At 51.8% G+C, this 18,578-nt stretch carries 19 protein-coding genes; 7 read left to right on the top strand and 12 right to left on the bottom strand.

Annotation, left to right across the window (positions count from 1 at the left end):
* Positions 1 to 246: 246 nt before the first annotated feature.
* The 4 genes from PBOR_RS29095 to ylbJ all read right to left on the bottom strand — a co-directional run bounded on the left by PBOR_RS29095 (position 247) and on the right by ylbJ (position 5,257).
* Positions 247 to 1,698, bottom strand: a complete 1,452-nt coding sequence (locus tag PBOR_RS29095; RefSeq protein ID WP_042217343.1) for a S41 family peptidase — start codon at positions 1,696 to 1,698, stop codon at positions 247 to 249.
* Positions 1,699 to 1,738: 40 nt separating this feature from the next.
* Positions 1,739 to 2,914, bottom strand: a complete 1,176-nt coding sequence (locus PBOR_RS35785; protein WP_157764162.1) for a copper amine oxidase N-terminal domain-containing protein — start codon at positions 2,912 to 2,914, stop codon at positions 1,739 to 1,741.
* 216 nt (positions 2,915 to 3,130) lie between these two features.
* The gene (locus tag PBOR_RS29085; protein WP_042217342.1) at positions 3,131 to 3,928 is read right to left on the bottom strand and encodes an NAD kinase; all 798 of its coding nucleotides are present in this window, start codon (positions 3,926 to 3,928) and stop codon (positions 3,131 to 3,133) included.
* Positions 3,929 to 4,006: 78 nt separating this feature from the next.
* Positions 4,007 to 5,257, bottom strand: coding sequence for a sporulation integral membrane protein YlbJ (ylbJ, locus tag PBOR_RS29080; RefSeq protein ID WP_042217341.1), 1,251 nt, complete (start codon positions 5,255 to 5,257; stop codon positions 4,007 to 4,009).
* A gap of 495 nt (positions 5,258 to 5,752) precedes the next feature.
* Here ylbJ and PBOR_RS29075 point away from each other — a divergent pair, with 495 nt between their 5' ends.
* Together PBOR_RS29075 and PBOR_RS29070 are read left to right on the top strand one after the other, a co-directional pair.
* Positions 5,753 to 6,136, top strand: coding sequence for a globin domain-containing protein (locus tag PBOR_RS29075; RefSeq protein WP_042217340.1), 384 nt, complete (start codon positions 5,753 to 5,755; stop codon positions 6,134 to 6,136).
* A 27-nt stretch (positions 6,137 to 6,163) separates the two neighbouring features.
* Positions 6,164 to 6,868 (top strand): DUF2225 domain-containing protein, encoded by a 705-nt coding sequence (locus PBOR_RS29070; protein ID WP_042217339.1) that lies wholly within the window; start codon positions 6,164 to 6,166, stop codon positions 6,866 to 6,868.
* Positions 6,869 to 6,991: 123 nt separating this feature from the next.
* Here the strand turns inward: PBOR_RS29070 and PBOR_RS29065 are convergent, their stop codons facing one another.
* A complete protein-coding gene (locus PBOR_RS29065; RefSeq protein ID WP_039307194.1) occupies positions 6,992 to 7,222 on the bottom strand; it encodes a hypothetical protein in 231 nt (76 codons plus the stop codon).
* Positions 7,219 to 7,410, bottom strand: a complete 192-nt coding sequence (locus tag PBOR_RS29060) for a YycC family protein (protein ID WP_042217338.1) — start codon at positions 7,408 to 7,410, stop codon at positions 7,219 to 7,221. The genes PBOR_RS29065 and PBOR_RS29060 overlap by 4 nt, the downstream gene beginning before the upstream one ends.
* Before the next feature lie 104 nt (positions 7,411 to 7,514).
* Here PBOR_RS29060 and PBOR_RS29055 point away from each other — a divergent pair, with 104 nt between their 5' ends.
* Together PBOR_RS29055 and PBOR_RS29050 are read left to right on the top strand one after the other, a co-directional pair.
* Complete coding sequence (locus tag PBOR_RS29055) at positions 7,515 to 9,314, top strand: M3 family oligoendopeptidase (protein WP_042217337.1); 1,800 nt, start codon at positions 7,515 to 7,517, stop codon at positions 9,312 to 9,314.
* Positions 9,315 to 9,699: 385 nt separating this feature from the next.
* Positions 9,700 to 10,110 (top strand): hypothetical protein, encoded by a 411-nt coding sequence (locus tag PBOR_RS29050; protein ID WP_042217336.1) that lies wholly within the window; start codon positions 9,700 to 9,702, stop codon positions 10,108 to 10,110.
* 132 nt (positions 10,111 to 10,242) lie between these two features.
* Here the strand turns inward: PBOR_RS29050 and PBOR_RS29045 are convergent, their stop codons facing one another.
* Together PBOR_RS29045 and PBOR_RS29040 are read right to left on the bottom strand one after the other, a co-directional pair.
* Positions 10,243 to 10,476 (bottom strand): alpha/beta-type small acid-soluble spore protein, encoded by a 234-nt coding sequence (locus PBOR_RS29045; protein ID WP_039307200.1) that lies wholly within the window; start codon positions 10,474 to 10,476, stop codon positions 10,243 to 10,245.
* A gap of 101 nt (positions 10,477 to 10,577) precedes the next feature.
* Positions 10,578 to 11,549 (bottom strand): aldose 1-epimerase, encoded by a 972-nt coding sequence (locus PBOR_RS29040; protein WP_042217335.1) that lies wholly within the window; start codon positions 11,547 to 11,549, stop codon positions 10,578 to 10,580.
* 440 nt (positions 11,550 to 11,989) lie between these two features.
* Here PBOR_RS29040 and trpS point away from each other — a divergent pair, with 440 nt between their 5' ends.
* Complete coding sequence (trpS, locus tag PBOR_RS29035; RefSeq protein ID WP_042217334.1) at positions 11,990 to 12,979, top strand: tryptophan--tRNA ligase; 990 nt, start codon at positions 11,990 to 11,992, stop codon at positions 12,977 to 12,979.
* Here trpS and PBOR_RS29030 read toward each other — a convergent pair.
* Entirely contained in the window at positions 12,976 to 13,167 is a 192-nt protein-coding gene (locus PBOR_RS29030) for a hypothetical protein (protein ID WP_042217332.1), read from the bottom strand. The two genes, trpS and PBOR_RS29030, sit on opposite strands and share 4 nt — an antisense overlap.
* A 503-nt stretch (positions 13,168 to 13,670) precedes the next feature.
* Positions 13,671 to 14,675 carry a metal-dependent hydrolase gene (locus tag PBOR_RS29025; RefSeq protein WP_042217330.1) on the bottom strand — a complete coding sequence of 335 codons (1,005 nt, stop codon included), beginning with the start codon at positions 14,673 to 14,675 and terminating at the stop codon, positions 13,671 to 13,673.
* Positions 14,676 to 14,933: 258 nt separating this feature from the next.
* Here PBOR_RS29025 and cyoE point away from each other — a divergent pair, with 258 nt between their 5' ends.
* On the top strand, positions 14,934 to 15,866 hold the full coding sequence (gene cyoE / locus PBOR_RS29020; RefSeq protein WP_042217328.1) for a heme o synthase: 933 nt from the start codon (positions 14,934 to 14,936) through the stop codon (positions 15,864 to 15,866).
* 58 nt (positions 15,867 to 15,924) lie between these two features.
* Positions 15,925 to 16,542 (top strand): SCO family protein, encoded by a 618-nt coding sequence (locus PBOR_RS29015; RefSeq protein ID WP_099052501.1) that lies wholly within the window; start codon positions 15,925 to 15,927, stop codon positions 16,540 to 16,542.
* A 103-nt stretch (positions 16,543 to 16,645) separates the two neighbouring features.
* Here the strand turns inward: PBOR_RS29015 and PBOR_RS29010 are convergent, their stop codons facing one another.
* Both PBOR_RS29010 and PBOR_RS29005 read right to left on the bottom strand, forming a co-directional pair.
* Complete coding sequence (locus tag PBOR_RS29010; protein WP_042217326.1) at positions 16,646 to 16,990, bottom strand: DNA primase; 345 nt, start codon at positions 16,988 to 16,990, stop codon at positions 16,646 to 16,648.
* 193 nt (positions 16,991 to 17,183) lie between these two features.
* Positions 17,184 to 18,359 carry an MFS transporter gene (locus tag PBOR_RS29005; RefSeq protein ID WP_042217324.1) on the bottom strand — a complete coding sequence of 392 codons (1,176 nt, stop codon included), beginning with the start codon at positions 18,357 to 18,359 and terminating at the stop codon, positions 17,184 to 17,186.
* Between the last annotated feature and the right edge of the window lie 219 nt (positions 18,360 to 18,578).

The following is an 18,578-nucleotide window of genomic DNA, read 5'->3' as shown; positions in this document are numbered from 1 at the left end:
TCAGCCAGCTGGCTGAAGGGACTCTTTCGTTGTCAGTGCTTTGCGCAGATATGAAGAAACTGATAAGTGGAAAAAGTGCATCTAATGATGGCGGAATCCAAATGTCCAGCGAAATAGTTGGAAAAACGTTACTTATTTGCGGCCGACCTGCCGGATAACGGGGATGTGGACAGAATTAAGTGACATAAATTCCACTTAGATTCCACAGAGAATGCAGGACGTAATAAATAAGTGTCAAAAATCCAATTATTTAACCGATAACTTCAGCTGATTCTGGGCGGCATTGTAGCTCCATGTAAGCAGAGGGAACTTTTTCTTGAAGGCACCCAGCTCGATGAAGGTTTCGCCATCCTGGTACAGCGCTTCTTTGGAAGCCAGAGTGAATCCGTAGCTTGTGCCGGCTCCGGTTGTAATCAGCACCTTCTTGTTCTTTGCATCCCAGGATACTTCACTCTCTACAAGAGCGGACAGTGCGCGGGAAGAGGCGTAGACTTTATCGCCCTGCTTGACCAGACCGACATTTCCGGCAAAAGCGGCACCGTTGATATCCAGAATATGATTGTCACCGGAGGCTGTGATTCCGGTCAGGCCGGCAATTTGCAGAGCGGTGATCAGCTGGGCGGTTTTGCCCTTGACCTCAAGATCAGGAGCGAGTCCGATATGGTTGAAATCCTCTTTACTTGGAGTCAGATACTTCATTGTTGTCAGCTTCAGCTCGCCGCCGTCTGACACCGGAATCAGACTCTGAATCCGCGCCTTGCCGTAAGAACGGGTGCCGACGATCGTAGCCAGTTTGTTGTCGCGGAGTGCACCGGTCAAAGCTTCGGAAGCACTGGCGGTGTATTCATTGGTCAATACAACAACGGGAACGCCGATTTTGCTGCCATTGGTAATTGTTACGGGTGTCAGGACTCCGCTCTGGTCGGAGGTATACATCATAATACCGGCATCCATAAACTTGGCGGCGATGTTCTGGGCACTATCCATGTAGCCGCCTGTATTGTCACGCAGATCGAGCACCAGTGACTTCATTCCGGCCGCCCGCATCTTATCCAGCGCTGTGGAGAACTCTTCGTCAGCGGTCTGTGTGAAGCCGTTGATGGCAATATAGGCAATCTTGGAACCGATAATTGTGCTGGTAACGGAGGATGTGGTAATTTCACTGCGGGTAACGCTGTAGGATTTGCTAACCCCGTTCCGCTGAATCAGCAGAGTTACCTTCGTGCCGGATGCTCCGGCAAGTTCATCGCCAGCCGTATCATCTACCCGTACACCGTTGATTTTGAGAATGGTGTCTCCGCGTTTCAGACCGGCTTTCTCTGCCGGGGAACCGCTCATCACTTCTTCAATGTAGAGTTCTTTGGGCGTGTATACGAGCCTTACGCCGATACCGACATATTCCAGATCAACCGCGTGGCCGAAGTCAGCAGCTTCCGCCTGATCGAAATATTGGCTGTACGGATCCTCTAGCGTACTTACCATGCCGTCAATTGCACCGCGGATGAGGGTATCCTGATCGATACCCTCCACATTGTAGTACTCAAGATACTCCATAATTTCATTGATGATGTCCGTTTTGGAGGATTGCGCCGCTTCGGTAGAAGCAGCAGCATCTGCGGCCGAAGCGGCAGGAGCCCAAGCAATCGATAAAGCCAAGCAGCCGCTGAGGGCTGCAGTAAGGATTTTGGCTGGTTTCATGAGTTCATACTTCCTTTTGATATATTTTATAATTCTGGGATTACAAGCTATCAAAGCTAATGTGGTAAGTATCGTCAATTGTCCATGCGCCGCTTTCTGATTTGGTCAGAATAAAGATGAGGGACTGGGTGTAGCTCTCTCCCGATTCGCCGTCTTTAATGGATACTTCCGTATAGACCGCAGCTTCATCGGCCGCATAATAGTAGATATTCGCATTAGTCAGCGAGTAGCTAAGATCATAGGAGTCGAAAAGATCCTGCAGATCGGCTGCGCTGGCAGCGTCATAATCTTCACCGTAAGAGGTCATTAGTGCCATGGTTCCATCAACATTCTGGGTAGTCATATTCTGATAATATTTGCTGAGATTGTCCTTAATCACGGTGGCGTCGCTCTGCGGGACCACAGCCTGCTTCATGCCTTGTTCACGTGTCAGGAGCACAGTGGATTCCTGTACCTCCATTCCGGAGATTTTCCAGGAGCCGTCCTTACGGACCAGCGTGTACAAATATTCGAACTGCTCATCCGGAATATAATAACCGCCGGTTCTAACGGATTTTTCGACGGTGTATACAGTAGCTTCGTTTCCGGCAATACTCAGGATCTTAAGGCTTTGAATGGTGTTCTTAAGGTCATACAGCTCGAACAGGGAATTCATATCCGTTACAGACTCCATATTGTCGGACTCGGAATCCACTAAGGAGTAGAAGCTGATCGCTTTTTCTTCATTATAATATTTATTGGATAATTGAATGAGTGCTGTAATATCCTTCTCATCGCTGGAGGACGATTGCGGTACGGTAATTTTCACGCTCCGGCTGGCGGCATCCCAGGCGGCTGTTCCGCCGGTGGCTTCAGCTATGAAACGGAGCGGTATGTAGGTTGTACCTGCTGTAGAAACCGGAGCAACCGTAAGCTGCTTGACGGTACCGTTGACGGTAGCGCGTTTGCTGCCGACTTTAAGGCTGATATTCAGGCCCGTACCTGTTCCGGTAACGGTTCCTGTCTTGGCATCCCACAGCACCTGCAGCCCGAGCTTCTCAAAGATTACCCGGAAAGGCACCAGTACAGTATTATCTTTCAGATAAGGGGTTCCGGCGGTGAAGGTAAGATTGCTGTTGTTTATGTAGACTTTGATAGGTTTTTCTGCTGCGAAAGCGGGAACGGCCAATACGAGGGCCAGAAGGCTGACGCCAATCATAGATAGTAGTTTTTTCAATTGATTCTCTCCTTTTAATTAGCAATCTTTGTAAAATAGGTTCATTATACCATTTGAAAATTCCCTCTGTCCATTTCTTATGAACACTGCTCAGGAGGTAGTATGACTCCGGGCAGGCGGCATGATAAAGCCGGAGAGGCGGGGCATCTCCGGCTTAAAGAGCAGTGAAGGCAGACGTGTTATTCGGTTCAGATATCCTTCTATTCCCCAGAAACACTACACCAGAAACGCCTCGCGTACACGATTCCAGAAAGGGAAAGGGCGGTACCTGGCAAAGCTGATTTTTTTGTCGGACACCTGGCAACGTACAGAGATCAGATCATCCACTGGAATATTGTTATGATCCACGGTCAGCAGCAGGCGCTGATCCTTGCGCGAGTAAATATCGCAGTGATGATGCTTAGGAAGCAGCAGCGGTGACCCCATCGTGCGGAATACCCGGTTATTAATCGAAGCAATCTCGGAAATCTGCAGCGCCTCGATCGTGGGATGCACCATGGCGCCGCCCAGGCTTTTGTTGTAAGCAGTGCTGCCGGAGGGGGTAGAGATGCAAATACCGTCACCACGGAACATTTCAAAGCTTACATCATTAATATCAATCTGGATGACAACCGTACCGTCTACGCCTTTAAGGGTGAATTCGTTCAGGGCAATATGCGAGCTGGAACCGGATTTCTTGTGGATTTCCAGTTCAAGGAGCGGATACTGTACCATACGCGGATTATGCGGGCCTATATCTCCGCACATATAATCAATCAGGGTTGGCAGCTCTTCGGCTTGCCAGTCCGCGTAGAAGCCCAGATGCCCGGTATGCACACCGACAAAAGCCAGATTAGGTATCTGGTCGATAAACGTATGAAAAGCGTGCAGCATAGTGCCGTCGCCGCCAATCGATATCACGATTTCCGGAGACTTGGCATCCAGCTCCAGATTCCGCTCCGCCGCCAGCTTGTGAAATTGCTCCGCTAGTTGGATGGACAATTCATCTCCGCGGTCCAGAACATAATATCTCAAGATGTACAGGCTCCTTTGTATAATTCAGTCATACACCGATCATAATCAATCTTGACCCGGAACACAATATTTGAATCATTAAAAACGCCGCAGCTTGCCCGCCAGCAGCATCAGCAGCGACAGCACAAGCATGAAGGCCAGCAGCAGGCCGAGCAGACTGATGCTGCTGATCAGGCCGGAATCCGGCGAGGCCAGACCGGAGGCGGCAGGCAGCGCACTCCACTGCACAGCGAGTCCTGAGCTGACCACCGGCTTCCAGAGCAGAAGGACAAGCCCGGCAGAGAGCAGGGCATGTACCAAACGGGCAGCCATGAAGGGCAGGTAACGCAGTCCGGAGCCATTCAGAATACTGGCTACCTGGGCATGCACGGATAATCCTCCCCAGGAGAGGATGAACGCTGCAGCAGCCACCTTGAACTGCAGCGGAATTCCTGCGGCGGCTTCTCCCGCCGAGCGGGCGCCGAGTGTCACCTCGAATAACCCGCTGACCAGAGCGGCCGAGAGTCCCTGCGGGAATCCGGCAAGTGACAGCAGATGGCCGGCGGTACTGAACAGCATGGACATAATTCCGGCTCGGGCGAGCAGCTCCATCAGCACATTGAAGAATACAACCAGCCCTCCAACGACAATAATAAGCTGCAGCGAGGACTGGATTGCATTCCTCAGCAGTTCGCCGAGACTTCTGCCGTCTTTGCGGCGGGCTTCAGCCATGGCATTCATCGCGGTGCGCAGTCTGCCGTAACCTCTCCCGGGCGGGGCTGCAGCCGAGGGATCTGCGGGCGCAGAGGGCACTGTCCCGGAGTTCTCAGGTCTGCTGCGGCCATGAAAGGACATTAGCAGGCCGACGATGAATCCGCCCCCGTAATGGGCAAGGGCAAGGATAAGCCCGAGGGAGGCATCATGAAAGAAACCGACGGACACGGCGCCAAGCAGAAAAATAGGGTCTGAGGAAGTAGTGAAGGCCACCAGCCGTTCCCCTTCCACCTTGCTGATCATTCCCTGTTCCCGCAGCTTGGCGGTTAATTTGGCCCCGACGGGATATCCTGACACATATCCCATGGCAGCTACGAATCCGCCGCTGCCGGGTATATTGAAGAGCGGGCGCATAAGCGGATCAAGCAACGCCCCGAAGAGGTGGACGATGCCAAAGCCCAGCATAATTTCGGAGATGACGAAGAAGGGGAACAGCGAAGGAAACAGCACGTCCCACCAGACGGCCAGCCCGCGCAGTGCCGCATCCAGAGAGCTGGACGGATGGAGCAGCATCAGCAGCATGCAGCCCGCCAGTACGATGCCGAGCAGCGGGCTGGCAATTTTGTTCAGTGTCATAAATGGCACCTCCAATTCTATGCTTAGTTGTATGCCGGAAGAGGGACAAACAGCACAAAAAAACGCAGAAAGCGGTTACATTTACCGGTGCTTTTTCACCGGAATTATGATATTATAAAATTAATTAATGCACATCTTATCAAGATTGATTTAAGGGATGGAGTGATGGTGATGAGTGTAGTTGCCGGAGTTCTCGTTTGTGCTTTTGTATATGTAATCCGGGTCTCTCTTGTCCCGCCTGGTGATGAAGAATTTAGAACGTACTGACTTGCGATGTTAACGAGCGCTGAACTTAGGTTTGGCGCCTTTTTTTGTCCTGATTTTTATTTCAAAACTAAGATATTATAGGTTTTTCGCTATAGGTAATCCAGCTGTTTCCGCTTGCTTTCCCGGGCAGGATGCATGTCTTAAGGCAGGGATAACTGTGGAGCTTGTTTTTTGGTATAATATAATAACTGCTTGTCAGATTAACAGGGAAGAAGGCTGAAGCCTCCAATGAATCCGAATGAGAGTCTGTTTAACAACCTGGGAGGTGCCGAGGGAGTTCATCGTCTGGTGGAAGTGTTCTACTCCAAGGTACAGCTCCACCCGCAGCTGAGTCCGTTATTTCCTGAAGATATTACTCCTGTACTGGAGAAGCAATATCAGTTTCTAAGCCAGTTCTTCGGCGGTCCTGCACTTTATTCGGAGCAGCACGGCCATCCCATGATGAGAGCCAGGCATATGTATATTCCCATCACTCCGGAACGGGCGGATGATTGGCTGAACTGTATGAAGGCCGCCCTGGAAGAGACCGGTGTGGAAGAGCCTCTGCGTTCGTTCGTGCTCAGCCGGCTGGCGGGCCCTGCGCATCATTTTGTCAATATGCCCCATGAATAAGAGTTGTTGTGAAAGGATGAGGGCATTTTGCCGGAATTAATCCCCCTATACTCAATTAAGGTTGTATGCTGCAACTGTGAACATGAATTCTCAACATCAAGAGTCCGTCCCAGCCTCAAAAAAGCCATCCGCCGTGATGCTGACTTCTGCTCATATTACAAGGATGAGAACCCTGACTATTATGTTGTACGAGTCTGTCCGAAGTGCGGATTCGCATCCACGGAGAACTCAGCAGACAAGCTGGTGGAATGGCAGCGCAAATCTTTTGAAGCGCAGGTGGGCAGACGCTGGAAAGCCCGTGACTTCGGGGAGAAGCGCAGCTGGGAGGTAGCTCTTGAAACTTACAAGCTGGCCCTGATCTGCGCACAAAGCATCAAGGACAAGGAACGGATTATTGCGAGTCTGCTCCACCATATTGCCTGGCTATACCGCTATCAAGGGGATACGGTACAGGAACAGCGTTTCTTGCGTTACTCGCTTGATGAGTATGTGAAGGTGTTCGAGAATGATTCATCGGGAGGAAATGATGCCCGTCTGATGTATCTGATCGGGGAGCTTAACCGCCGTGTCGGCGATTTCACTGTGGCTGTAAGGTGGTTCTCCCGTGTGATTAATGACCAGAGAATTGTAGATGCGGCTATGATCCGCGCTTCACGTGAACAGTGGGCTATTCTGCGCGAGCAGATGCGCGGAGAGGATATTGATCCGGACGGGCTTCCGTCAGCTACATAGAGAACCGTGCAGAGGGGTCTGGATGTCGGACCGCTGAGTCCCGGGCCCAAAAAAGGCGTAGAAGAGAAGACTCTTCGTACGCCTGTATTTGGTGACTTGAACCTGTAAGCTGTCTTTTGCTGCTCAGCGGACAGCCCGGTCAAACAGCAGATAGTCCCCGTCATTGTCGATGACCGTGGGGCTGGCACTGCAGCAGGGGAAGACCAGCAGCTTTTTTTTGCCGTCACGCACGATTTGCAGCTCTTTGGGCTTCATAGGCAGAAGCACATTCTCCTGGTCGCAGAACGGGCAGTATTGTACGTACATGTCTCCCAGAATAATATCATAAGGCCAGGTATGGCTGAAGGGAATCATTGCTTGTCCTGCTCTGGAGACGGTTCAGATGCGCTGCCTCCGGCAGGCTCCGTGCTTGCCTTCTTGGATAATTCAGCGATTTTTTGCAGCAGTATATGTTGAGGCATATGCATCAGGTGTTCCAGCGGAACGCCGAGTTGTTTGGACAGCGTAATGGCCGTTTCCGGCGAAATTTGCAGTGGCTTCACAAGGGTGGCCTCCTTAACATTGGTGGACTATCGTAATTCACTTTACCATGGCTGTAGCACAAATACAAAGAAAACCAATATGAACAAAGGAATGGTGAGAATACATGAAACAGCCTTTATCACTGACATGGGAACTGGAATCCATTTTCCCGGGAGGCTCCGCCTCTCCCCAGTTTGAGAGCTTTCTGAACCAATTGGAAGCCGACATTGAAAGTTTACGCCAGCAGGTCGCCGCGGCAGTTGCGCCTGCCGATGCAGCCTCCACCAAATCGCTGGACAGTGTGATTGAACTGCTGCAGAGCTGTGCCGGACGCCTCACGCAGGCTGCGGAATTTACCGGCTGTCTGGGAGCCCAGAACCAGCAGGACAAAGGTGCTGTAAGGCTGTCGTCTAAGGTGACAGGCATGCGCGCCGGATTCGAGGGCGTCAGCTCTGCATTCGACAACGTGCTGCGCCAGACCGCCGACGGGGTGTGGGCCGAGTGGATGGCCCGGCCGGAGATTGCCCCGCTTAATTTCGTACTTAGTGAGAGCCGCGATCTGGCCCGTGAGAAGATGAGTCCGGAGCTTGAGAGCCTCGCGCTTGAACTGGCTGTTGACGGATACCATGGCTGGAGTGAACACTACGAAACCATCGTAGGTTCGATCCAGATTCCTTTTGAAGACGGGGATGGCCAGAAGCTGTTGTCTGCCGGGCAAGCCTTCAATAAGCTGGATGACGAGGACCCTGAAGTCCGCAGCACCATGTTCCGCAAGTGGGAAGAGGCCTGGGGCGGCGCTGCTGATTATTGTGCGGATACCCTTAATCATCTGGCCGGATTCCGCCTGAAGCTGTACAAAGGCCGCGGCTGGGAGGATGTGCTGAAGGAGCCGCTTGGCATTAACCGGATGACGCGTGAATCGCTGGATGTGATGTGGGAGGTTATTACGAAGAACAAGCCCGTGATTGTGTCCTACCTGCAGCGCAAAGCGAAGCTTCTTGGCCTTGAATCTCTGGCCTGGGTTGATGTGGAAGCGCCTGTCGGCAAGTCCTCCGGCAAAATTCCTTATGAGCAGGCGGCAGCTGACATCGTTACCCAGTTCCGCAAATTCAGTCCGAAGATGGCGGATTTCGCCGAGCGTGCTTTCGACAATGACTGGATCGAGGTCGAGGACCGTGCGGCCAAACGCCCCGGGGGGTTCTGCGTATCGTTCCCGGAGAGTAAAGAGTCGCGCATCTTTATGACCTACAGCGGCACACCGTCCAATGTATCGACGCTCGCACATGAGCTGGGTCATGCCTACCATTCGTTCCTGCTGGATGACCAGCCGCTGTTCAATCAGAACTATGCCATGAATGTGGCCGAGACAGCCTCCACCTTTGCCGAAGTCATTGTGGCTGATGCACAGGTGAAATCCGCTGGCAACGCTGAGGAGAAGCTGGCGCTGCTGGAAGCGAAGATTCAGAACAGCGTAGCGTTCTTCATGAATATTCATGCCCGCTTCCTCTTCGAGACCCGCTTCTATGAGAAGCGTAAACAGGGTCTGGTAAGTGCAGAAGAATTGTCTGCCTTGATGGAAGAAGCGCAGAAGGAAGCCTTCTGCGGTGTGCTCTCTGAGTATCACCCGCATTTCTGGGCCTCCAAGCTTCATTTCTATATCACGGACGTGCCGTTCTACAACTTCCCGTATACCGTTGGATATATGTTCAGTACAGGACTGTACCGGCTTGCTTTGCAGGAAGGTGCATCCTTTGCCGATAAATATGACAGCCTGCTCAAGGATACCGGAGTCATGACACTGGAGAATCTGGTGTCGAAACACCTGGGCGTAGACTTGTCCAAACCGGACTTCTGGCAGGGCGCTGCAGATTTGATTGCTGCCGATATTAGTGAATTCCTGGAAATGACAGAGCATCTGGCCTAAGAATTTGTCGGAAATAAGGCGAATTGGATTTTTTGCAGTAAAACTTTAGCTGCAGAATGCGGTATGAATACGCAAAGACCCCGGAAACGGGGTCTTTTTATATTGGGTTTTTGTCGAAATAGGGCGACAAAAGGATGGATTTAGCGGATGAAATTAAGAAAATTGCGCATTTGTAGGGATAATAACCCAATTATGTTGGATAATGTTGTATGCATTTAATTAGTGACCTATAATGTGCCTAAAGCCTTATATAAGGGCTGTTAGATTGATACTTTTGCTGCTCTGTAATATCACCCACAAAACTTAAGTGATGGCTTACGAAGCGGGTTTTGTGAAGCTGAATCATGGAAGTTGTATCACCCACAAAACTTTTAGGAGGAAATATATGCTTAGGACGGAACAACTATCGCTGGCAAGACAAATCGATCTGGTATTTAAGGAACTGCAGGAGGAATTGTCAGGATTGACGTCCGGCACCGTATTTGTGCAAATCAGGAATAATGTCATCGGTAAGTTCGGCATACGCCATAACCCGCTTGCCGGGCGCAGCGGGAGCTTTGCGGCGGAGCAGGAAGGGCTGACTGCCGGTCAGCAATCCTCTTTCCGGGTGATGGCTCTGGAGAGCCTGAAGTACAAGAAGCGCTGGACCCATGGCGAGATCAGTTACGAATTTGCCGTCCGCCAGGGCATGGTGGTGGTTGATGCGACGCTGGAGTCTAATTACAATATGGCCAACCTGATGATCCGCTACCCCCGCAGCAACCATGGCGATGTCTCCGACCAGTCCTTTGGTTGATTGCCTGAGTGTACATATCCCTGCATATCAATATAAAAGCCCCCCTGCGCTTCGACGAGAAGCGCGGGAGGGCTGGGAAGCTGCTCGGCCTAAGCCATGAGGCCTGGCCGGATACTTATGATAAGGCTGCTACTACGAACGACCGGACAGTTGTTGCTCTGCCAGTTGCACCAGACGTTTGGTGATGTATCCTCCCAAAGAACCGGTTTCGCGGGAAGTGTAGTTCCCATAATAACCGTCAGCCGGGATAGTTACTCCAAGCTCTTGTGCTGCTTCATATTTCAACTGCTGCAGCGCTGCATTCGCTTGAGGAACGACCAGGTTGTTAGAACGGCTACCACGACCTTGTTGACCTGCTTGACCCATGTGTGTTCACCTCCTTCGCCCGTTGTGAAGATAGTATGAGCGCTAGGGGGAGAATTCATGCACGAATTTCGAAGGTTTAGAGGATGGTAATTATATGAAATTTATTGGCCGGGATAAATCATCTGCAGGCTGCTGCCGAGGACCAGCGTCTGGCCCGGTTCAAGCGTAACAATACCGGTGAAGGAAGCGTCCTGCTGAAGATTCGGCGCATCCGGAAGCCAGGTGAGCGGTTCAATGCAGAGGAACTGGTCAGCTTCTCCTTTGGTATAGAGGACCCAGTGACGGAATACATCCTTGTCCACCGAATAACGCAGTCCGTAGCCGTCATCGCGCATCAGGAAGGCCTCAGCAGGCTGCTGATCGCCGATCCGCAGGGCAGTATCCAGATTCGTTCCTTGAAGGTTCATATGGCTGTTAAGAGCATCAAGTTCACCGAGCGGCAATAATTGCCCGCTGGGCAGAAGCTCATTATTCAGCTCATAGACGCCTTGAACAGGGAGAGTTACACTCCAGCGCTCAGGTGCGCCGTCAAGCATAAACCATGTATGATAGCCGATACCAAATGGAATGCGCCTTCTGCCGAGGTGAGTAACCTTGAGTGTCTGCACCAGCTCTGGCCCCTGCAGGCGGAATGTCATCTCAAGCTTCAGCGGCTCGGGAAATTGCCTGATCCACTCTGCATCATCCGTAGTTGTGAATTCGGTCGTTACCGTGCAGCCTTCCTCATCCTCTTCAATATCGCTGACACACCAGGCTTGTGTGCGGTGAAGACCGTGAATATGATGGTCGCCTGAATTCCGGTCAAACTGGTAGCTGATGCCGTCGAAGGCGAATTGCCCGTTTCGTATACGCCCGGGCGGTACTAGAAGCGGAATGCCGAAGTGATAAGGTTTCTGAATATAAAAAGCCAAGTCGCTTTCATCAGGCTGGCGCAGGATTTGCCGCTCCTCCTTGCGGTCCCATAAGGAAATTACGTTGTTTCCCAGCCGGGGCAAAAGCGTGACTTCCAGCTCGCGGCTATGCAAAATGTACGTATCATAACCGTTCCACTGCCCTTTGGTCACCTGTTTCATAAGAGATATGCTCCTTTGATAAACTGTAATCAGATCATACACGAATATCCTTATCATACCAGATTTATTCGGCGGTAGTTAGGGATTTGACAACTTCTCCGGCACGCTCTATGATGAAGGCAACAATGAATGACAACAACGTGATGACAGGGACAAGTAAGCATAGACTGTACCTTCAGAAAGCCGGTGGCTGATGTGAACCGGTGGTGCACCTCTGACCGAATGGACCCTTGAGCGCCGCGATCGAACAGGCTGCATAAGCCTTCAGTAGACCGGCCGGCTCTTCCCCGTTAACGGAAGCCAAGGCTGCTTGCCTGCCCCCAGGGGTAACGGTTAGCGGCGAATAAGGGTGGTACCACGGTCTCACGTCCCTTGCGGATGTGGGGCCTTTTTGCGTTCACGCGCAAACGGAATATACACAGATGATGGAGGATAAGATCATGGCAAAAAAAGTATTATCGGGGATTCAGCCCAGCGGTTCGCTCACACTCGGAAATTATATCGGAGCGATCAAGAATTTCGTCAAGCTGCAAAAGGAATATGAGTGCTTCTTCATGGTGGTGGACCTGCATGCCATTACGGTTGCCCAGGATCCCGCTGCACTCCGTGAGAATTCGGAATCGGTAGCTGCATTGTATCTGGCTGCAGGCATTGACCCTGCTATCTCCCATGTCTACATGCAGTCCCACGTGCCTCAGCATGCTGAGCTGGGATGGATTCTGACGACGCTGACTGCTATGGGTGAGCTTGAACGGATGACCCAGTTTAAGGATAAATCGGCAGGTAAAGAATCTGTAGGAGCCGGATTGTTCGTGTATCCATCGCTGATGGCTGCGGATATCCTGGTTTACAACGCCGATCTGGTGCCGGTGGGTGAAGACCAGAAGCAGCATCTGGAGCTGACCCGCGACTTGGCGGGACGCTTCAATCACCGTTTCGGTGATTTCTTCACCATTCCGGAACCGTATATTCCTGAAGTTGGAGCACGGATTATGTCTCTGGATGACGGGACCAAAAAAATGAGCAAAAGCGACCCTAATGCCGGCAGCAGAATCGGCCTGCTGGATCCGCCGGATGTCATCCGCAAAAAGATCAGCCGCGCAACCACAGATTCAGGACGCGAAGTGGTATTTGATCCGGCGAACAAGCCTGAGATCAGCAACCTGATGAGCATTTATGCCGAGTGCTCGGGAATGAGCCTGCAGCAGATTGCAGACAAGTATGAAGGACAAATGTACGGAGGGTTCAAAAAAGAGCTCGGCGAAGTCGTTGTCGCCCTGCTTGAACCGCTCCAGCAGAGATACCATGAGATCCGCAGCTCCGGTATGCTTGGCGATATTCTGGCTCAAGGAGCCGAAAGTGCGCGCAATAATGCTGCCCGGACGCTGGAAGGCGTGAAGGAACGGATGGGCTTCCTGCCTTACCGTTAAGAGGAGGGCAGCTTGCTCTCGGCCTTGCGTCTCAGCCTGGCTTTGATGATGAAGCCCCAGCCGATGTTGAGCACACACAGTGCACCGAGCAGCAGCGCCAGCCAGATATTATAGCTGATTGAAATGGATGCCGCAGTAAGTATGAGAATTGAAGAGCAGGCGAACCACAGTGACAGACCTTTACCCATATGTTCCAGCTTCCTTTCTGCTCAAATAGCGTTGGAGTCAGTTTTCCCGGAGTGCTTCTGCATTTCGGGATTTTTAATTCATACAGTTAACTGTTATAAGCTGTAACCGCTTTATTGTGATTGTGCCCTATGCGGTCCCGGGCGTCAAGGGTCGGCAAGGTTTGGAATAAAATTGAAGGCAGGAATCCAGTAAAGTTCCGTTGACGAAATCCTGCACAGAATACAACATTTCCTTTTATTAAATCGCCCCAATCGAAAATTGTTGCACAAAAGGCAGCATTTCTCCTCCTCCATAGCCCCTAAGCGGGCGAATTCCTGCATTTCATACAACAATTCTTAAAGTCACCCCGGTTTCTAAGGCTCAGAGTTGTAATATATACAACATTCATAGCATCCCGGCTGACCATACAGGTGAACTTAAACTCATTGCCCGTATAAATTAAAAAGATGGCATCCGCATGGGCGGATGCCATCCATCTTCAGGTTATGCCTTGTTTGCGCTGCTAGGTTTTAACTGTTCCCGGATCAATGGCGAAGCGCTCATCCAACTTCTCACTGCTGAGCCAGCCTACATAAGTATTGAGCGGATGATACTGGTTGTCCATTACCAGTACTGCAACAAACGGGAATTGCTTACGGTGTAAATAACGAACATCCCCCCAGCGTACAATATAACCAGAGGGCAGCTCTTCAACCTCGGCGACGGCATAAGAGGTGAAGTACAGAAAAGCCTGAATATCCGGATGGGATTTCGAATGTTCCACAGCGGGGTGAGTGGAGCACACCGCATGCTTGAACCATTCCAGCTTGCCATTGTTCAGCAGCCCGACATTGTAGCTGCCGTCCGGCTTGGCTTTGACTACATTCCAGCGGGTAGGCGAAATCGTAGGAATGACGAAGTACCGGTCACCGGCATTATGGTGCGCATCTTTGTTCTTAATATTTCGTGTGATGCGTGCATGCACGAGCGTCCGCCAGATGTAATATAAGACGATGCTTGCATACAGGGTAATGAACAAGGGCGCCGGGGGCACAATCCCGCTGATCCAGAGAATGATCGCAGCTGCATGGCTGCCGAAGATGAACGGATCGAAGATATGGATAATATTCCAGGCAATCCATTTTTCTGTGAACGGGCGTGCCGCCTGAGTCCCATAGGTGTTGAACAGATCCGAGAACACATGGATGGCAACGCCGATGAAGCTCCAAAGCGCGATATGGCTTAAGGCATGAAGATCCGTTAATCCGAAGATCGGACCTATGACCACGGTGATCAGAGCCGGCCATAGCAGTAAAAAGGGCAGGGAATGGGTGATTCCCCTGTGATTGCGGATATACACCGCATTGTCCTTCAGCCGCAGCGCAGTATCGGCATCCGGTGCCTGAGAAGCCAGTACGGTAGCGACCATCACGGCACCGGCGAGTGTCCCGTTCGAGGCGACTGAAGGATCGACGAACGACAGACCGGCGAGTCCCAGTCCCATAACAAAATGTGTAGCGGTATCCATTGGCCAGATCTCCTTTGTACGGAAGTTCTCTATTAATAACTACCCAATTTAGCGTCCAGTTATTTAGGGGGGAGGAAATAAATATTGTCACGTAATTGTCGAATTGATGAACATCATGGTCAATGATTGTCAAAGTCTTTCCCAGTTTGCTATGATAAAGTTAATAGCGGAGCCAGTATTATTATCCAGATACAGCCGAACTGTTACTCAGGCTCCGGCGGAACGTTAAGAAGTCCCTTAGAAGGAGGAACACCATACGTGGACAATCAATTGAGATATCAAGCTTCTTCCGATTCCGCATCAATGTCTGCCAAGTCTCCACCGGAAGGTGCAAGCTGGCGCGACTTCATTACGGTGACGAAACCCGGTATTATCCGTTCCAATCTGATCGCTGCTTTTGCAGGTTACTGGGTGGCTTCAGGCTGGGATGTACAATATGGGCGCTTAATCCTTACCCTGCTCGGCACTATGCTGGTGATGGCTTCGGCCTGTGTTTTCAATAATTATTTCGACCGGGATCTGGATATGAAGATGGAAAGAACCCGTGAGCGGGGCTTGCCTACAGGAAGGCTGAAGCCTCAGACAGTACTGCTGTACGGCATCGGGCTGGGTATTGCCGGTCTGGCTGTGCTGTTCGCTTTCTGCGGTGTACTGGCCGGACTGTTTGGTATCGTCGGCATGTTCGTATATGTTGTAGTGTATACCCTTTGGCTCAAAAGAACATCTACCTGGAGCACTTCCGTGGGAGCCATCTCCGGTGCCATGCCGCCTGTGATCGGTTATGTGGCTGTTACCGGAACTGTGGATCTTGGTGCCTGGCTGCTGTTCGCCATGCTCTTCCTGTGGCAGCCGCCCCACTTCTGGGCACTCGGCATCCGCCGCAAAGAGGAGTACAGAGCCGCAGGGTTCCCCCTGCTTCCCGTGGTCAAGGGGACGCGCCGTACCAAGTTCCAGATGATCCCTTATGTGGCACTGCTGCTGCCCATCCCTGTACTGATGTACATGTATGACTATGCAGGGATATTTTATCTGATTGTATCGTCAGCTTTGTCGCTGGCCTGGCTCTATTTAACCTTAATCGGATTTAAGGCGAAGGATGATGATGCCTGGGCCAAGAAAAATTTCTTCTTCTCCATTAACTACCTGACCATAAGTCTGATTGTGCTGGTACTGAATACGATCCACGGTTAAATACTAATTAACCCTGTTGATGTGTGCGGATTCATATGATAGATGGGGAGGGCGTCCTGTGCAGACCTTGAAACGCTATAAATGGACCTGGCTGATGCTGCTGGTGGCGGTAATTATGGCGGTCTATCTGGCTGTTAATTCACTTAGCTTCGGAGATAAGAAGCTGCCGGTCATCGGGGAGGTACAAGACTTCTCTCTGGAGAATGTGGATGGACAGCAGGTGAGCCTGGCGGATACGGCAGGCACAGCAAGGCTGGTCTATTTCTTCTTCACGGAATGCCCGGATGTGTGCCCTATTACTACCTACATGTTGTCGCAGACGCAGGATCTGCTGGTGAAGGATGGCAGCTTCGGTAAGGATATTGAGTTTGTCTCCATTTCCTTCGATCCGGAGAATGACACACGGGAAGCCATTAAGGCATTTGGCGACAAGTTTCATGCTGATTATAACGGCTGGTATTTCCTTCGCGGCGATCAGGAAGAGGTCCGCAAGCTGGCTGCTGAATCATTCAAGGTTCTGATCTATGGCAACAGTAAGGATGATTTCGCCCATGCCAACCTCATCGGCCTGGTGGACCGGACCAACCGCCTCAGGGGATTATATGATGCCGGGGATACGGAGAATGTGACTCCGGAGTTTCTGGCCGAAACGGTCAAGAAATTGGCCCGTGAATAGAGTGGCCGGAATAAACTAAACGCCTTGCCCAGCCTCCTTCATTAGAAGGAGAGGCTGGCAAGGCGTTTTTGGGTATTGAACTATAGATTGGGGCAAGTATTTCTTACTGGAACGGCTGCGGATATAGAATATATTCCTCAAGACCGGCTTTTTCGAGCTGGGTGATGCTGTACTCGTCAGGAGTGCCTTCCACACCGGCATAACCCCGCCGGGTGTACATATGCACTGCATCGGGGAAGGCATCGCGCAGCACGCCGCGGATTTTTTTGCCGGAGCTGTCATTGTCCATGTACAGGTATACTTCTCCATCACCGATGGTGCGGCGCAGTGATTCCAGCTTCAGTGTGTTCAATGTGCCGAAAGTACACAGAATGTCGACCTCCGGCGTGAGCAGCCGTCTCAGCCGGCTGCGGTCATTCTTGCCTTCGACAATAATGGTAATGGACATATGTGCTCAGCTCCCGGATCATAGTTGGTTATGACGATATTGTACCTAAGCTTCGCCAATTTTAACAGTTCAGAGAGCAATATGTATTCATTCCCCGGGAAATGTCGTAAAAACAAACGTGATCAAACAAACAATCACCCGGCAGAAAAAATGCGGGTGATTGCTGGCGAATGCGGATGGAATCAGGTTGGAATCAGGCTGCATGGCTGTTCCAGTCTGGAGAATAAGAGGCAAGCTTGCCGGATCTCCCCGGAGGCAGCAGCAGGATAGCTATCATCAGCAGCACGAAGGCAATAAAGTACGGAGAGACATAGTCCCGGAGCTGTCCGGCGGCTACCGGTCCGGCAAATGCCCCCAGTGACATGGCGATGGATTGCAGCGAGAAGGTGCGGCCCATCCGCCCGGCCCCGCCCAGACTGATGAACAGGGAGGCCATGGCCGGGAATAACACGCCTTTGGCTGCGCCCAGCATGAATAGAACGATTCCGGCCGGGATGCTGCGGAAGGCGGCCAGACTGAAGAAGCAGATCGCCATTCCCAGCAGCGCGGCGGCAATGCGGATGCCCGGTGCCAGCCGGTTGAGGAAGAACAGGCTGAGGGTCAGAAGTGCCCCCAGGCTGAGCAGCGACAGCAGAATTCCGGTTGAGATCATCCCTTCACTCCCCTGGGACAGCGGAAGCTCGAAGAAGAGAACCCCTTGGGAACAGGATACGAAAAAAGGCAGCAGATAGTAGCGCTTAGAGACCGGAGCCTCCGCTGACACGGGATTCATTGCTTTCTCGTGATGCAGCGGCAGAGCGGGTGCGTGGACAGCCAGTGCCGGAGAATGCTTCGGGACGCTGAAGAAAGCCATCACGCCAGTCACGATCAGCAGCCAGCCCAGGGTGCTGAAGGTGCCGGAATAACCGGCCTTGGCAACGATGAATGCGCCGGCCGCCGGTGAGACCACAGAGGCCAGCGTGTGGATGATCCCATGGCCAGACATGTACTTCCCCTGGGTAGCCGGGTCGGACGAGAGGGAGGCCAGCAGGGTCATGCAGGCAGGCGAGAGGAAGGCCAGTGCGAAGCCGCTCGCTGCGCGCAGCAGCAGCAGATGCCAGGGCAGCTGCGCATGAGCCTGGAGCAGCAGGATTAGTCCGGCTGCTGTAAGGGCGAAGACGATGTAACGGCGGCTGCCGTTGCGGTCAACCAGGACACCGGCCAGCAGGTTGCCGGGGAGGTGGGTCAGCGAATACATCCCCATCATCCAGCCGATGAAGGCCGGTCCTGCTCCCAAAGACATGGCAAACGGCGTCAGAATAGGATACTGGGCATGCAGGTCAAAGAAGGCCAGGAACAGAAACAGATACAGCCACAGCGCGGTTTTCACGGGTAACACCTCCAAATTGGTGGCCAGCCGATGAGTAATGGAACGGAATTCACTTGGAAGAAACGGCCTACTTGTACTTTACGTGCGCTAGAGGGGGCTTATACCATTTTATTGGCCAGACTCTGTATGCGCTTCTGCAGCCCGGGAACCATGAATTATAAGAGGCATTCATGTATAATAATGATTATTAATAATATGTCTGACGGGACAGGAGTTCCG

Origin of the sequence: Paenibacillus borealis, from assembly GCF_000758665.1 — a bacterium.
GTDB lineage: Bacteria > Bacillota > Bacilli > Paenibacillales > Paenibacillaceae > Paenibacillus_AQ > Paenibacillus_AQ borealis.
This window is presented reverse-complemented; position numbering and strand designations above follow the sequence as displayed.

What these genes read in the sequence shown, in the direction of transcription:
- trpS (WP_042217334.1), top strand. Translation starts at nt 11,990, where the DNA reads ATGGCAAAAAAAGTATTATCGGGGATTCAGCCCAGCGGTTCGCTCACA.
- PBOR_RS29040 (WP_042217335.1), bottom strand. Translation starts at nt 11,549, where the DNA reads ATGAAACAGGTGACCAAAGGGCAGTGGAACGGTTATGATACGTACATT.
- PBOR_RS29065 (WP_039307194.1), bottom strand. Translation starts at nt 7,222, where the DNA reads ATGATTCCCTTCAGCCATACCTGGCCTTATGATATTATTCTGGGAGAC.
- ylbJ (WP_042217341.1), bottom strand. Translation starts at nt 5,257, where the DNA reads ATGACACTGAACAAAATTGCCAGCCCGCTGCTCGGCATCGTACTGGCG.
- PBOR_RS29045 (WP_039307200.1), bottom strand. Translation starts at nt 10,476, where the DNA reads ATGGGTCAAGCAGGTCAACAAGGTCGTGGTAGCCGTTCTAACAACCTG.
- PBOR_RS29095 (WP_042217343.1), bottom strand. Translation starts at nt 1,698, where the DNA reads ATGAAACCAGCCAAAATCCTTACTGCAGCCCTCAGCGGCTGCTTGGCT.
- PBOR_RS29075 (WP_042217340.1), top strand. Translation starts at nt 5,753, where the DNA reads ATGAATCCGAATGAGAGTCTGTTTAACAACCTGGGAGGTGCCGAGGGA.
- PBOR_RS29010 (WP_042217326.1), bottom strand. Translation starts at nt 16,990, where the DNA reads ATGTCCATTACCATTATTGTCGAAGGCAAGAATGACCGCAGCCGGCTG.
- PBOR_RS29025 (WP_042217330.1), bottom strand. Translation starts at nt 14,675, where the DNA reads ATGGATACCGCTACACATTTTGTTATGGGACTGGGACTCGCCGGTCTG.
- PBOR_RS29030 (WP_042217332.1), bottom strand. Translation starts at nt 13,167, where the DNA reads ATGGGTAAAGGTCTGTCACTGTGGTTCGCCTGCTCTTCAATTCTCATA.
- PBOR_RS29055 (WP_042217337.1), top strand. Translation starts at nt 7,515, where the DNA reads ATGAAACAGCCTTTATCACTGACATGGGAACTGGAATCCATTTTCCCG.
- PBOR_RS29050 (WP_042217336.1), top strand. Translation starts at nt 9,700, where the DNA reads ATGCTTAGGACGGAACAACTATCGCTGGCAAGACAAATCGATCTGGTA.